This is a genomic window from Tenacibaculum sp. 190130A14a (assembly GCF_964048965.1).
Lineage (GTDB): Bacteria > Bacteroidota > Bacteroidia > Flavobacteriales > Flavobacteriaceae > Polaribacter > Polaribacter polynesiense.
This window is the reverse complement of sequence record NZ_OZ040189.1, coordinates 3,066,313-3,082,083: the sequence shown is the minus strand read 5'-3', so window position 1 is coordinate 3,082,083 and position 15,771 is coordinate 3,066,313. Positions and strand designations below refer to the sequence as shown.

The window sequence follows — 15,771 nt, the reverse complement described above, 5'->3', positions numbered from 1 at the left end:
ATACAAATTTATTCATTCTTCATAAATTCACTCGAACTGACATGAGAGTTAATTAAAAATTGTTTCACTTAGGGCATAGTAAATAGCCATGAGTGCAGAGAATATTGCACTGGCTAAAAAGCGCCAATCTAGTTTTATTTTATTTTGAATGATAAAATTCGCTATAAACGAAATAGGAATATTTGCTAAAAAAGACCAAAGGGCAATCAATAGTAATCCACTATTTATATGCTCATAATTTCCAGAAAATAATTTAATAAAAGCCAAATGCCTAAATATCCACAATGGATTGAAATAAGCAATTGCCAATCCTGTTTTAGCCAGTGTTTTTTGAATACCATTTAGATAACCTGTTTTTCGATCGATCCAAGCAAAATAATTGGGAATTTCAAAAGCATATACCGTTGCTCCAATAAGTATCATTCCGATTAATCTATAAATAGAAAATTCGTTTAATAACAAAGAAGCAATGGTATCACCGGTACTATAAATAATAGCACCTCTAATTATATTATGTCGCGTGTATTGTAGTTTGATAATTTTCCTATTTCTCGTATAAGCTCATCAACACTTTTTCAGGTGTAAAAGGTGCGTGGAACTTTAATTTATAATTCGGATTAAACTCTTTTACGGCTTGTTGAATGGCAAAATAAGCTCCAATACCATACATTAATGGAGGTTCTCCTACAGCTTTTGACTTTTGAATAGCCAAAGGATTTCCTTCTGTTTCTAATGGAATCGTATCTACCGTTTTTGGAGCAGAAAAGATGTCTGGAACTTTATAGGTTGATAAAGCGTTTGAAAGCAAACGACCATCATCGTTATAGGCAATCTCTTCCATAGTCATCCAACCAATACCTTGTGCTAAAGCTCCTTCTACCTGACCAACATCAATTCCGATATTCATTGATTTTCCGAAGTCATGTACAATCTTCACACTGTCTATTTCGTAATTCCCACGAATACAATCAACCGTTACCGTTGTAACAGCGGTACCGTATACATGATAGGCAAAAGGATGTCCTTTTTCTTTGGTTTTATCAAAGTGAATGATTGGTGTTGCGTAATGTGCATTTTCAGACAAAGCAACACGACGCAGCATAGCTTCTGCAATTAATGCTTCCCAAGTAATCTCTGTTTTGGTATTGTCAACAAAAACTGCATCCTCTTTAAAAGAAACATTTGTTTCTTGTGTAGAAAGCAGATCGGCAGCAACCTTAGTTAATCGCTCTACTAATGAATTACAAGCCATTTCAACAGCCTTACCATTTAAGTCGGCAGTAGAACTCGCCGCAGTAGGAGAGGTATTGGCAACACGGGTAGTGTTGGTAGTTTCTAGCTTTACTTTGTTCGCAGAAATACCTAAAATCGATTGTGCTACTTGTAGCATTTTAGTATTTACACTTTGCCCCATTTCAACTGCTCCTGTAGAAACACCTACACTACCATCTTGATAAATATGTATCAAAGCTCTGGCATGATTCATAGGAGTGTTTGTAAAAGAAATTCCGAATGCGATAGGCATTAAAGAAATTCCTTTTTTAAACAATTCATTTTCTTGATTGAACTGAGCTACTTCTTGCTCTAATTTTTCAAATTCGAATTTTTCTTTAGCAGAGAACCAAGCTTTTTGAGCCTGTACTTCTGTAGCGATTTGTCCGTAAGAAAACTCGTCGTTTTCTGCCAATAAATTAGCTTCTTGAATTTGTCGTCTGTTAATTCCAATTTGTGCTGCAGCATCGGCAATAGCACTTTCGATAACAAACATTCCTTGCGGACCTCCGAATCCTCGGAAAGCCGTATTAGGAGGTAAGTTTGTTTTACAGCTATATACTGTAGTACTTACATTAGGAATAAAATAGCTATTGGTAGCATGAAATAAAGTTCGCTCGGCAATTGCAGGAGATAAATCTGCTGCTGCTCCAGAGTTTTGTAAAAACTCTACTTCAAAAGCTTTTATTTTTAAATCTTTGGTTAAACCGATTTTATAGAACGATGAATATGGATGACGCTTTCCGGTCATTCGTAAATCATCATGTCGATTCAACATATATTTCACAGGGCGATTTAGGTGTTGTACGGCAACCGCAGTCATTACTGCCCAAGGTGTTGCTTGATCTTCTTTTCCACCAAAACCACCACCTAAACGAATTACATCTACTTCAATTTTATGCATTGGTATTCCTAATACCTTTGCGGCTGTTTTTTGAACAGCAGTGGGGCCTTGGGTAGATGAGGTTAATTTGATGTTTCCGTTTTCTTGAGGTACTGCATAACATCCTTGCGTTTCAAGATATAAATGTTCTTGTCCGTTAGAAAAGGTTTCTCCTTCAAATACGTAATCACAATTCGCAAATTCAGCATTAGAATCTCCTAGCTTAAAGGAGCGTGGAGCATTGATAAAACTCTGCTTTTCTTTTGCTTGTTTTGCGGTAGTTATTACAGGAAGCTCTTCAATATCAATACTAATTAAAGTTCTTGCTTTTTTGGCAATGGCTTCGCTTTCTGCAACGATAAAGGCAATAGGTTGTCCCCAGAAATGTACTTCATCTTCTGCCCAAAGAGGTTCATCAGGAATGATTCCTCCAATTTGGTTTTCTCCTAAAACGTCTTTGTATGTAAATATCTTTACAACTCCTTCTAAAGCTTCTGCCTTAGAATAGTCTACCGATTTTATTTTTCCATGTGCTTTTGGTGAGTCAAATACCAATCCAAACAAGGTATCTTGACGTAGCATTAAATCATCAACAAACAATGATTCTCCTCGAACATGTGTAAAACTGTCAATATTCTTCATTGTTTTCATTAGGCCATCAGTTTTTTAAGTTCAACTTGCTTTGGAAATAATTCGATAAAGTGTGCAAAGAACAATTGTTTTGCTAACAAACGCTTGTATTCTGAAGCTCCTCTAACATCACTAATCGGTGAGATTTCTGATTGTAAAATAGTCTCTGCTTCTTTAACTGTTTCAGAATTGATCGTTTTTCCAATAAGAAACGCATTGGTTTTAGATAAATACTTAGGAATTGCTGCTGTTCCTCCAACAGAAAAATGAGCATCAGTGATAAGGTCATTTTCAACAGTTATTCTTCCAGCAGCATTTACACTAGCAATATCTAAATGTGTACGTTTACTTACTTTTTCAAAGTTGAATTTATCATTTGATTGAGGCACTTTAAAAGAAATGTCTTTTAAAATCTCATTGTCATGTAAATCGTATACTTTATAATTTTGATGAAATTCTTGGAAAGGAATTTGTCGCTCGCTTCCATCTTCTTTTTGAATAGTCAAGGTAGAGTTTAAGGCTAAAAAGAAAATAGACATATCACCAATAGGAGATGCGTTTACAAAGTTACCTCCAATAGTTCCCATGTTTCTAATTTGTTCAGAAGAAACCAATTTTAAAAACTGTTTTAACTTAGGGAATACAGTTTGCAGCTTTTTACTTTCAGCTATTTCAGTAACCGTCGTATTGGCTCCTAAAGTACATACTCCTTCAGAAAAAGAAATTCCTTTTAACGCATTTTGATCGGTTAATAAATGTACATCTTCTTCTGCCATTTGATCAGCATAACGCACATATACATCGGTACCATTAGCAACTTTTACTCCATTCTTTTCAAAAGTTTTTGGTTGAAGTTGCGATAGTCTTTCAGGAATGGTATCAAAATAGTTAGGAACAAATCCTTCATTAATTAACCAAGCTACAGCATTATTTTCATCCTTTTGCTGTAGTTTTTCTTCAACAGCCAATCCAGCTTTTTCTATTGATTTATAACCGGTACATCTACAAATATTTCCGCTAATAGCATCATTACAAGAGTTAGCCTTATTGTTTTCTAACGCATATCCAGTCATAGAAACCACAAACCCAGGTGTACAAAAACCACATTGGGTAGCATAGTTATCGGTCATGGCTTTTTGCACTGTATTTAATTCATTAGGAAGATTAACTCCTTCTACAGTAACAATATGTTTACCATTAGCATTTCCTAAAGGAGAAATACATGATGTATTACTTTGGTAGGTTACTTTATTATCTTTTAATTCTCCAACTAAAACAGTACAAGCACCACAGTCACCTTCTCTACATCCTATTTTTGTACCTTTTAATTGTTTGTTGTCTCGAATGAAATCAAGTAATGTAATACCTGCATGTGCAGATGTCTTTATTAGTTGATTATTTAGTATAAATTGTATCATAAGCAGTGGGGCAAGATACAAAAATGTTACGATTGTTAAAGTGCTAAGTTTAAATATACTTCTTGAATAAATGTTTATGTTTTGTAACGATAATTCTTATACCTTCGCGTTATGCAGCAAACTACAAATACAATATTAATGGTTCGCCCTGCGAATTTCAGGATGAATGAGCAAACGGCGGTAAATAATTATTATCAACAAGAATTATCTGGAATGTTACCGGCGTCAATTAACGCTAAGGCACAACAGGAATTTGATGCTTTTGTTGAAAAGTTAAGAGCTGTTGGGGTAGAAGTAGTGGTAATAGAAGATACCAAAGAGCCAAATACTCCAGATGCTTTGTTTCCGAATAATTGGATTTCTTTTCATAAAAATGGTGATGTGGGAATTTACCCGATGTTTGCTGAAAATCGTCGATTAGAACGTCGAGAAGATGCTTTGGAAATATTGGAAGAGAAAGGTTTTGCTATTGAAAATGTAGTTGATTATTCAGAAGCAGAAGAGGAAGAGATTTTTTTAGAAGGAACAGGAAGTATGGTGTTAGATAGAGTGCATAGAAAAGCCTATTGTGCTTTATCTCCAAGAGCAGATGAAGAACTTTTTATTGAGTTTTGTGAAGATTTTGAATATACGCCTGTGGTTTTTACTGCAAATCAAACGGTAGAAGGTAACAGAGAAGAAATCTATCATACAAATGTAATGATGTGTGTTGCAGAAACCTTTGCAGTTGTTTGTTTGGATGCCATAGATGATAAAAAGGAAAAGAAAAACCTATTAAAGCATTTAAAAACGGACGGGAAAGAAGTGATTGCTATTTCAGAAAAGCAAGTAAATCAGTTTGCAGGAAATATGTTGCAAGTAAAAGGAGAAAATGATCAGGTGTATTTAGTAATGAGTTCCTCTGCTTACAATTCATTAACTAAAGAGCAACTCCACAAAATAGAAAAGCATAATCCAATAGTACATTCTTCTTTAGAAACTATTGAAACATGTGGTGGTGGAAGTGCGCGTTGCATGATGGCAGAAGTTTTCTTACCAAAGTCATAAACGACAATTGTCTTAAGAAGAATTTATAATATTCTCTTAAGACAATTGTTATTAATATGAATGAAAACGAAGTTCTAAGCTATAGAAGTACTATTTACTTTAACATTCTTATAGTACTGCATTAAAATGAATGAACATATTACCGAAGATGCTACTCCTTCAATGAGTAAGGCAAAAACAACTAAAGGCAATGTGAGGTTACTTCCCCAGAAAAACGAATCTTCTAGAACAGATAGGAAAGAATTATCTATGTAGTCTACATAAATAATTAAACCAAGCGCGGTTAATCCAACTGCCAATACTGAGGTTCCAATTCCAATAGAAAGATTGTTTAGATAAAATGTTTCTTTGTTGATATTAATGTTTGTTTTTATAGCTCGGTTAATACCCCACAGCACAAAAACAAAATTTAATAAACGAAGTTCTGAAACATTGTCTAATCCAAAAATTTTCATCAAAAAAAAGAACCCAACAATCCCTCCAAAAATCAATAAGGCATTGTTGATGATTATTTTGGTACTTGACATAAATGTATATTTAAAAATGATTTACACTTTAAATATACAAAATAACTAATTGAAAATCAATTAGAAAAAAGTTTGATGGTGCTTTTCTATAGTCTAATTGAAGTTTTTTTAAAGCCAATGGTAGCTAATAAACCTACGATAGGGATAATTGAAAAATAAGAAAATAAATTTTGATATTCTGTTATGGTTGGGTTATCGCCTAGCATGTAACCGATAAAAAGCGACATGAAAATATCTGGAGTAAATCCAACAACAGAAATAATTCCAACCAAAGTTCCTGTAAGTTGTATAGGTGTTTTGGTTTCTTCAATAATCGCAAAATATAAACCTCTTAAAGCATAGGTGCCAAAAGCCATAAACACAAAAGTGGTAAACGATAGGTAAAACGGAACGTTCCCTATAAAACCTAATATTGAAGACATAATTACCAAAACGGTAAAACAAGGGATGATTAACTTAGATGGAATAAACTTATCAGCAATCCAACCTATAGAGATTGCTGCAATAGGTCTTAAATACTGTATAAATACTGCAAAATAAGTTGCTTCTTCTAAAGAGTAATTCCAAACATCCTTGGCATATGTTCCGTAGGTACCAGTGAGTTTATAAGCGCAATAGGCGCAAAAAATAATAAATGAATGAAAAATTACTTTTGGTTGAATAATGAGTAATAGGGCTTTTTTAAAGTCGAATTGAAATTCTTTCTTGTCTTCTTGGTTGAATTCATTTTTAGGTAGCGAAAACCAAACAAAGATTGCAACGAATATTACAATTGTTGTAATAGCTCCTATAATATATTGCAAAGTTGTTATTTTGTCTTCAAGAGTTATTGTTCCGCTTTTTGGAAAGAAAAAACTTAAAATTGCTGCACCAGATAGGGCAGTAGTTGCTGCAAAAAAACCTCGACCTCCATCTAGTAAACCAAATGACAATCCTTGGTTGTTTTCATTACCCCATTGTCTGGTGGCCTTAATTAAAGCGGCCCAGAATAAAAGGATGGTAGATATACCCCAAAATGCATACAAGAATTTTAATCCAATAATAGAAGGGATGAAAAGCATCCATATTCCTCCCAAAGCGGTGAGTACTAATGAAAGTGTAAGAAGTTTCTTGGCTTCCCATTTATCAGCAATAAATCCTCCAAAGAAATACGATATTACAGCTGTAATGCCATATAAGGCTTGCGCTTCTCCAATTTGTGCATCCGTAATTAAAAATGCCTCTCTAATTACCGGTTTAAAAACACGCATTAAGATAAAAGGCAATAAAAAAATAGCTTCCCCTGCAATGATCAAGGAAAGCATAGATGTAATTTTGTTCTTGTTTTGCATCTGCCTAAGATAAGGCTTCTTTCAAAATTGTAATAGGGTGTTTTGCTATGCGTTTAGTTCCATCGTAGATTTGATGACGACAACTGGTTCCTGCAGCTACAATTTCTGTAGCTTCTGAACAGTTTCTAATTTTTGGGAATAAGGTGTCTTCACCAACTTGCATACTTACTTTATAATGTTCTTTTTCATACCCAAAAGAACCCGCCATACCACAGCATCCTGTGTTCATAATGGTAACTTTATAGTTATTTGGAATATTTAAAATAGAAAAAGAAGCATGGGTGCTAGACAATGCTTTTTGATGGCAATGTCCATGTATTTTTAATTCTTTATTTTCAGGTGTAAATAAAGAAGTATCTATATTTCCTTTTTTATGTTCAGAAGCTAAAAATTCTTCTATAGTAAAAGTGTGTTTAGCAATATTTTCAGCATTTGCTTTATCATCAGCTAAACGGATGTACTCATCTCTAAAAGTTAAAATAGCAGAAGGTTCAATTCCAACCAAAGGAGTTTGGTCTGAGATTAAAGTTTTAAAAGTAGCTACGTTTTTGTTTGCAATTTCTTTGGCTTCTTTTAAAAAACCTTTAGAAATATAACTTCGTCCACTTTCTTCATGAGTGATTGTTTTAACTTCATACCCTAACTTTTCTAAAACAATTACAGCATCTTTTCCAATTTCGGCGTCATAATAATTGGTAAACTCATCGTTAAAAAGATAAACCGTCTTATTACTAGCTTTAGTTTGATGACTTTTTAACCAAGCATCTAATGGTTGTTTTGCAAGTTTAGGAACTGATCGTTCGGTAGCTACTCCCATTACTTTTTTTGCAACGATTGTATTGGTAAAGAAGTTCGTTAAGTTAGGAAATTTACTTCCTAGCTTATTGTATTTTGCGTTGTTTGCAAAGAGTTTGCTTCTAAAAGAATATCCGTTTGTTTCTTGGTATTGATATAAAAATTCTGCTTTCATTGAAGCAATATCAACATTACTCGGACATTCAGTAGCACAGGCTTTACAACTTAAGCATAAATCTAAAACTTGTTTTAATTCTTTAGAATCAAATTTGTTTTTAGCAGTGTTATTGGTGAGTACTTCTCTTAAAGTATTTGCTCTAGCTCTTGTAGTTTCCTTTTCATTTCTGGTTGCTCTATAACTAGGACATAAAGTACCACCTGCTTCTGGAGATTTTCTACAGTCACCAGAACCATTACATTTTTCAGCAAGTTTTAAAATACCTTCACTATCAGAAAAATCTTGAATGGTTTCTATTTCAGGTTCTTGTCTATCTATTATATAACGCAAGCTTTGATCCATAGGAAAAGCATCTGTAATCTTTCCTTTGTTGAATACGTTATTTGGGTCAAATGCTTTTTTAATACGTCTTAGCAATTCATAGTTTTTATCTCCAATCATTAATGGAATAAACTCAGCACGTACAATTCCATCTCCGTGCTCACCACTAAAAGAACCTTGGTACTTTTTTACCAATTCAGCAGTTTCTGTAGTGATTTTTCTAAATAGGACTACATCTTCTTGCTTTTTCAAATTTAAGATTGGACGTAAGTGTAATTCTCCAGCTCCAGCATGTGCGTAATAAACTGCTTCTTGCTGGTATTTATCCATGATTTGGGTAAATTCTTCGATATATTCTGGCAAATCTTCCAAAGCTACAGCTGTATCTTCAATACATGCAACAGCTTTCATATCACCTACAATATTTCCTAATAAACCTAAACCAGCTTTTCTTAAATAATGTACTTTGGCAATATCTTCACCATATACCTTTGGGTAGTGATATCCGAAGTTATTAACTTTTAAATCTTCAATTAATTTATCAGCTAAAATTTCTGCTTCTTCGATTGTTTCTGCAGAAACTTCCAACATTAATACAGCTTCTGGATCTCCTTGTAAGAAAAAACGATTCTTAGCTTGTTCACGGTTATTTTTCGTACAGTCTAAAATTACCTTGTCCATCAACTCACAAGCATATAACTTATGATTCATGGCAGTAACAGTCGCTTTTAAACTTTCATTTACACTAGTAAAGTGCGGACAAACCATAATACTCTGTGTAGGAGGTAAGTCGTCTAATTGAATCGTAATAGCTGTTGAGAAAACTAAAGTACCTTCACTTCCTGACAAAAATTTAGCAGGATTTATGTAATCTTGATTTCCTCCAAACAAATTGGAAGTCAAGAATTCATCTACTGCATATCCAGTATTTCTTCTATGAATGCTTTCTTTTGGAAATTCTTTCTTTATTTCATCTTGATTCTCTTTAGAGCTTAATTCAAAGAAAATAGATTTATATATCTTTCCTTCAAGATTGTCTTGCAAGGATTTTGTTCTAAATTCTTGAGAAGAAATTTCTTCGAACGTAACTTCAGAACCATCACTTAATAAACCATCAATAGCTACTACTTTATCACGGGTAACACCATAGCGAATAGAAGTACTTCCAGAAGAATTGTTTCCAACCATTCCTCCAATCATACATCGGTTTGATGTTGAGGTGTTTGGACCAAAAAACAACCCAAAGGGTTTTAAGAAACGATTTAAATCGTCTCTAATGATTCCTGGTTCAACGGTTATTGTTTTTGCTTGTTCGTCAAAAGCTAAAATATTGGTAAAGTGTTTAGAAACGTCTACCACAATTCCGTCTCCAACGCATTGTCCAGCCAATGAAGTTCCGGCTGTACGTGGAATTAAAGTTATTTGATGTTTTGTAGCAAATTCAATTAATTGCTGAATATCCTTTTTGTTCTTTGGATAGGCAACAGCCAAAGGAATTTTACGATATACCGAAGCATCGGTAGCATATATATTTTTATGTAAATCGTCAAAGAATAATTCGCCAGTTAACGATTTTTCTAAACTTTGTAATTGTGCTTTCTGTATCATGGTTTACACCTTATGATGTTGTTAGTTGTTTGTTAAGGTAAAAATAGTGTTCATGTTCAGTAATAGTATATGAATCTATTTTTAGCTCCTGTGAAAAAAAAGGAGTATCTAATACCATCGTATGGTATTCTCCATTTTCACCACAAATATCAATATTTAATTTCTTTAATTCTTCTATAACAGTTGAGTCGATTACTTTTCCTACCCAATTCTTATTAAAAAATGGTTTTTTAACCAATGAGAATATAATTTTGAAATTTTTACTGATTAATTCATTGAGTAATTCATTTCTGTCTTTTTTCCAAAGTGGATTATAGACTAACATTCCCGATTTTTGACAACATTTTTCAATCCAATTATCATGATTTTGAACTTCATCAATATCACCAGTAATTAAAGTGTCAATTTTATATTGCTTTTTCAAGGTAGCTATGTTATCCTCATAACTTTCTTGCATGGGAGCTTTTACTGTTAGTAAAAGATGTGGTAGCCCAATAGTTGCTACTTGCTTTTGAATTAAAGATAAATTATGTGCTTTAAAATCTGGGTTTTCAGGAGTAAATGTTACTAAATGAGTAATGATATACCCTTTTTGTTGTGCTTTATAAAAAGCTAAGGCACAATCTTTTCCTCCAGTCCATAAAACTGCTGCCGTTGTATTCATAATAACTAACCTATTGGAACATTACGTTTAAAACCAGTATCAAAACAAATAAAAGTATCGGTACCAGCTACACCATTTATTAAATGAACTTTGTCGTAGAGTATTTTTCTAAGATGTTCGTTATCTCTTGCATATATTAAAATGAATATTGCATAGTTACCAGAAACAAAATTACATTCTACTATCTCATCAATCTTTTCTAATTCTTTTATAACATCTTTGGCAAAACGTGCTTCACGTAAACGAATTCCAGTATAAGATTTGGTTTTATAACCTAATTTCTTTTCGTCTAAAATAAATTCGGCATTTTGAATGACACCTTCAGCGTTTAACTTTTTAATACGCTGGTGAATTAAAGAGTTTGATACTTTTAGCTCCTCTGCTATTTGCGAATAGGCTTTACGAGCATCTTTTCGAAGCTTGAGAAGTATTTGTTGGTCTATATAATCAAATTGATCTTTCAAAAGAATAGTTTTGGTTTGTTAGAATACATTCAATGTAAGCTACAAGCTTAGAATCTCTTTAATGCAAAAAGTGTAGCCGAAAATGTAAATATACGACTACACAATTTTAAAATTTAGATATTATATAATTAAGCATTTATTTCTGCTAAACATTTTTTAATGGTTTCATCCTGCATATCTTCATACCATTTGGTCAATTTATAAACAGGTTCACCTAAATCATTTTCAAACAATTCTTGATTAGAGGTACCTTGGTATTCTCGTTTTGCATCATCTGTACCTAAGTTTGAAGCAAAAATTCCTGCTGCACTTACTGGTAAAAAGTCCTCATAAACCATTGGTTCTATCGTTAAGTAACCGTCTTCTAACAATTGCTTTACATCTACTTTTGTATACTCTTTTTCTTTAGAAATGTTTTTGGCTTTATCGGTTGTGAAATAGTGGAAATACGCTAATTCTTCAGATTGTAACTCGCTATAGTTATCAGGAAATACTTTAAAGTTTTCTGCTAATAATTGGTTGTATTCATCAGCGTTTTCAGCAGTTGGAGAACCACCAATCGCTTTACGAGTTTTATTTAGTAATTCATGATATAGATCAAGCCCCTTTTGTGTCAAAGCAGCACCACGTTGTTCTATTTCTCCAAAACGAGCTTTGTGCTCTCCCATTTCTTCATTTTCAATATTGTCTTTAAAGGTAACCTTTTCGGTTAATGCTTTAAAACTAGTTTGACGTAATAAAATTGGACATTTTCTAGCAGGAGGCCCTTCTATATTATCTTTTGGTGGAATATTACGAGCTTCCATACTTACCTGTACTTTGTCAATGTCTAAAGTTCTAGGAGTTAGGTGATTGATGTGTGGTCCTTTAAATGCAACTACGTCGGCAATTAACCTATGTTGATTTAATAACGCTTCGTACATTTTGTAATCTACCGTAGCAGTGTCATGCCAACGAAAAGTTTCTAAAGCCTCTTGAACAAAAGTTTCAGCATCTTCTTTATTTAAACCTCCCTCTTTTTCAGATTTATCGATTAGCTCTAAAGCTTGTTCTGTAAAAATTTGACGATTTTCTAGAATACTTTCAACATTGCTGCGAAGTTGTACATCGTCAATTAAATCGATACGTAATAAAGAGGTGAAAACTCTAAAAGGAGCTTGATTAAGAGCAGTACTTTCAATAGCTCTAAATGCTGTAGCATGTACAGGTACACCAGCTGGTGCTAAATCATAGTATCCAACAGAGTACATTCCCATAACTTTAAATAAACGTCTCATGGTAAATAACTCATAAGGTTTACCTAAACGGATAGCTCCATGACGCTCCATATCTAATCGAGTTATTTCTCCAGTGTGTGCTAAATGTTGCTTAACTTCTTTTGATTCTGAAAGAACATTTTCATTAATTCCATGAACCAAATCAAGTAACTCACCGTATAATGGTACTTCTTCTTTGTACATGTCAGACATAATCCTAGAAAATCGATTACGAATGTATTCTGGAGAGACAAATCCCTCAGTGGTATGATTAAAACTTTCTGTTGTGTTTTTTGATGACATAATTCATTAAATTTCACTGCAAATTAAATGAATTTAATTTTTTTTAAGTGTAACAAAAATGAATTTTGTTTTAAATCTTTTATTTTTAGGTTAATTTGACTCTATAGGGAAGTTTTGAGAAGTTGAAAAGACAGTTTTAGCTAAAAAAAGAGTTTTTTTTGAATCAATTTGACTTTATTTTTCCGTGATACTGTTTGGGTTATACTTTCAAAAGTATGTCGATTTATTATTAAACTTCTTATTGAGCCACATACTTTTATCATGAGATGAGTATGGTATTCTCCATCTTAACTTTCAATTTTATATTTTAAAGAAAAAACTTAGTTCCCAAAGAGAGTATTTTTATTTTTGTTGGAAACTTATAAAATAGAACTATGAAAAAATTGTTAGCAATTCTTTTAGTGTGTTTAAGTGTAACCAGTATAAAGGGACAGGAATTGGTGTCACAAGAATGGACTTCCATTAATCAGGTAATTTCTCTTTCTAAAGTAAAAGAAGTTAGGTTTACTGGTTTTTTAAAACAGAAATCAATGAAGAAGAAGGTGTTTTCTTTTTTATGGATGCGTACCGCAAAGGAAGATGGAGAAATGGGGTGGTATTCTAACTCACAAGAAGTATATGAAGGTTCAGAAAATTGGGAAAAGGTGACAATATCTCATCAAGTAACAGAAGAAGATGTAAAATTGTTTTTTGGAGTGGTCAGTTATGGAGAAGGAGATTTCTATTATGATGATTTTAAACTAGAGGTACAGAATGGTTCAGGAGAATGGATAGCAGTAAATGTAGTGAATAATGGTTTTGAAGATGAGGTGAAAAATGAAAACATTATTGGATGGAAAGAAGGAACCAATGAAAAGGAAAAGAAAGTAAGAGAGTTTGAAATAAAATCAAGTACAAACGCTGTTTACAAAGGGAAACGAAGTTTATTAATGATGGGTAGAAATATTTATCAAGATGAAGGTGAAAATGCCTTTGTAAAAGTAACGAGTGATGCAGAAAATATAAATAGTGATGACGTATTAATTACCAATGTGAATTACGTTGATGTTCTTAAAGGTAAGATCAAAAAAGGAAACATTTTGGTAAAAGATGGTAAGATTGTAGCTATTTCTAAAAAAACAATTAAGAATACAGATGTTTTTGTGATTAATGGGGAAGGAAAATGGTTAATTCCGGGTTTGGTAGATGCTCATATTCATATGTTTCAATCAGGAGGATTATATACAAGGCCAGATGTGATTGATTTAACAACGTTTAGACCCTATGAAGAGGAAAGAACATGGTTAAGAAAAAATGCTCCCGACATCTTGAAAAGATATTTAAAAGCTGGAGTTACTTCGGTAATAGATGTTGGGGGACCAATGTATAATTTTGATATAAGAAATAAATTATCTGATATTAATGAATATCCGAATCTATATTTAGCGGGGCCTTTAGTTTCAACATATCAACCTGCTGCCTATAAAGATGTTTCAGATGCCCCAATTCTTAAAGCAAAAACAAAAGAAGAAGCGGTTGCAATGGTTAAAAATCAGTTAGAACATAAACCTGATTTTATAAAAATTTGGTACATCGCTAGAGGGAAGGAAGAAGCAAATAAGAATTTTGATCTTGTGAAAGCAACGATTGCCGAAAGTCATAAAAATGGATTAAAAGTGGCAGTACATGCAACACAATTGCATACTGCAAAATTAGCTGTAAAGGCAGGTGCTGATATTCTAGTTCATAGCGTTGATGATGAGGAAGTAGATGATGAATTTATTAAAATGTTGAAAGAAAAGAACATTGTATATGTTCCAACAATGATTGTTTCTAAAAATTATCAAAAGTCTTTTGCTCAAAGTATAAAGTTTAGTTCAGAAGATTTTGAAATAACCAATCCGTTAACAATCGGTTGGTTACAAGATGTTTTTCATTTAAACGATAAAAACTTAAAACGTTATAAAGAGTACTATTCTAAGGAGGAGAATAAGGAAAGAGGAATAAAGGAAGAAAAGTTAATGAGAAAAAACTTGAAAAAGTTAAATGAAGCAGGGGTTATTATTGCTACTGGTACCGATGCAGGTAATATTGGAACATTACATGCTTCATCTTATTATGATGAAATAGCAGCAATGAAAAAAAGTGGACTTTCTAATATTGATATCATTAAGGCTTCGACAATTAATGGAGCAAAAGTATTAGGGAAAGAAAATATGTTAGGAAGTATTACTAAAAACAAATTAGCAGATTTGGTTCTGTTGAATAATAATCCGATAGAAAATTTAGAAGCATTAAAAAATATATCTCATATAGTAAAGGCAGGAAGGGTGTATACACCAGAAAAAGTTATTTATAACACACCAGAACAATTAGCTCAACAACAGTTAAATGCATATAATGCCGGAGATATTGATGCATTTTTGGCTCCTTATAGTGAAGATGTTGAAATCTATAACTTTCCAAATACTTTGACCAATAAAGGAAAAGATAAGATAAGACCTGGATATAAGGAGATGTTTGAAAAATACCCAAATTTGCATTGTGAATTAGTAAAAAGAATTGTAAACAAAAACACAGTGATAGATCACGAGCGAATTACAGGAATAGGAGAAGGTTCGTTTACTGCTATTGCAATTTATAAAATAGAAAAAGGTAAGATAGCAAAAGTCTATTTTGTAAGAAACTAAATTAAAAAGAGCTTACTTAATAGTAAGCTCTTTTTTGTTATCTGTTTAGATTGTTGTTCTTTTTACGTTTAATGTTTTTACTTGCTCTGTTTTGAGCATTTTGTAAACGAACTCTTTCCTTTTTGGTAACGACACCATCACTCTTTGCCCTTCTTTCCATTTTACGGATGTTTGCTTGTTGCTTTGCTAGTTGTTTTGTTTCTCTAGCTGTTAATTCACCACTTTTTACACCCTTAACAATTCTTGTTTTTTGATTTTTTTGCCTTTTGTCTACTTTAGGAGTACTTTGACTATAAGCTATTCCACTAAAAGTAAAACTTACCGCTACAAATAAAACTTTTACATTCATAATACATAATTTTTAAAGTTAACTATATCTATGACCTTATAAACGTAAAAAGGTTT

The 15,771-nt window shown here is 32.7% G+C and carries 12 protein-coding genes; 2 read left to right on the top strand and 10 right to left on the bottom strand.

The window, feature by feature from the left end:
• Positions 1–48 precede the first annotated feature (48 nt).
• The 3 genes from ABNT22_RS14230 to ABNT22_RS14220 form a co-directional block, all read right to left on the bottom strand.
• A complete protein-coding gene (locus tag ABNT22_RS14230; protein ID WP_348714142.1) occupies positions 49–423 on the bottom strand; it encodes a hypothetical protein in 375 nt (124 codons plus the stop codon).
• A 121-nt stretch (positions 424–544) separates the two neighbouring features.
• Positions 545–2,806, bottom strand: coding sequence for a xanthine dehydrogenase molybdopterin binding subunit (locus ABNT22_RS14225; protein ID WP_348714143.1), 2,262 nt, complete (start codon positions 2,804–2,806; stop codon positions 545–547).
• Positions 2,806–4,203, bottom strand: a complete 1,398-nt coding sequence (locus ABNT22_RS14220; protein WP_348714144.1) for an FAD binding domain-containing protein — start codon at positions 4,201–4,203, stop codon at positions 2,806–2,808. The genes ABNT22_RS14225 and ABNT22_RS14220 overlap by 1 nt, the downstream gene beginning before the upstream one ends.
• 111 nt (positions 4,204–4,314) lie before the next feature.
• Between ABNT22_RS14220 and ctlX the strand changes: the two genes are divergently transcribed.
• On the top strand, positions 4,315–5,250 hold the full coding sequence (gene ctlX / locus ABNT22_RS14215; RefSeq protein WP_348714145.1) for a citrulline utilization hydrolase CtlX: 936 nt from the start codon (positions 4,315–4,317) through the stop codon (positions 5,248–5,250).
• A gap of 74 nt (positions 5,251–5,324) precedes the next feature.
• On the opposite strand, the gene ABNT22_RS14210 is transcribed toward ctlX, so the two are convergent.
• The 6 genes from ABNT22_RS14210 to ABNT22_RS14185 all read right to left on the bottom strand — a co-directional run bounded on the left by ABNT22_RS14210 (position 5,325) and on the right by ABNT22_RS14185 (position 12,697).
• Positions 5,325–5,777: a hypothetical protein gene (locus ABNT22_RS14210; protein WP_348714146.1), complete on the bottom strand. Its 453-nt coding sequence runs from the start codon at positions 5,775–5,777 to the stop codon at positions 5,325–5,327.
• A gap of 86 nt (positions 5,778–5,863) precedes the next feature.
• Positions 5,864–7,108 (bottom strand): MFS transporter, encoded by a 1,245-nt coding sequence (locus ABNT22_RS14205; RefSeq protein WP_348714147.1) that lies wholly within the window; start codon positions 7,106–7,108, stop codon positions 5,864–5,866.
• 4 nt (positions 7,109–7,112) lie between these two features.
• A complete protein-coding gene (locus ABNT22_RS14200) occupies positions 7,113–10,010 on the bottom strand; it encodes an FAD-binding and (Fe-S)-binding domain-containing protein (RefSeq protein ID WP_348714148.1) in 2,898 nt (965 codons plus the stop codon).
• A 10-nt stretch (positions 10,011–10,020) separates the two neighbouring features.
• A complete protein-coding gene (locus ABNT22_RS14195) occupies positions 10,021–10,674 on the bottom strand; it encodes a diphthine--ammonia ligase (RefSeq protein WP_348714149.1) in 654 nt (217 codons plus the stop codon).
• 5 nt (positions 10,675–10,679) lie between these two features.
• Positions 10,680–11,138, bottom strand: coding sequence for an Lrp/AsnC ligand binding domain-containing protein (locus ABNT22_RS14190; protein ID WP_299106970.1), 459 nt, complete (start codon positions 11,136–11,138; stop codon positions 10,680–10,682).
• A 128-nt stretch (positions 11,139–11,266) separates the two neighbouring features.
• Entirely contained in the window at positions 11,267–12,697 is a 1,431-nt protein-coding gene (locus tag ABNT22_RS14185; RefSeq protein WP_348714150.1) for a VOC family protein, read from the bottom strand.
• A gap of 374 nt (positions 12,698–13,071) precedes the next feature.
• On the opposite strand from ABNT22_RS14185, the gene ABNT22_RS14180 reads away from it, so the two are divergent.
• Positions 13,072–15,366 carry an amidohydrolase family protein gene (locus tag ABNT22_RS14180; RefSeq protein ID WP_348714151.1) on the top strand — a complete coding sequence of 765 codons (2,295 nt, stop codon included), beginning with the start codon at positions 13,072–13,074 and terminating at the stop codon, positions 15,364–15,366.
• A gap of 37 nt (positions 15,367–15,403) precedes the next feature.
• On the opposite strand, the gene ABNT22_RS14175 is transcribed toward ABNT22_RS14180, so the two are convergent.
• Positions 15,404–15,715 (bottom strand): hypothetical protein, encoded by a 312-nt coding sequence (locus ABNT22_RS14175; RefSeq protein ID WP_348714152.1) that lies wholly within the window; start codon positions 15,713–15,715, stop codon positions 15,404–15,406.
• Positions 15,716–15,771 lie beyond the last annotated feature (56 nt).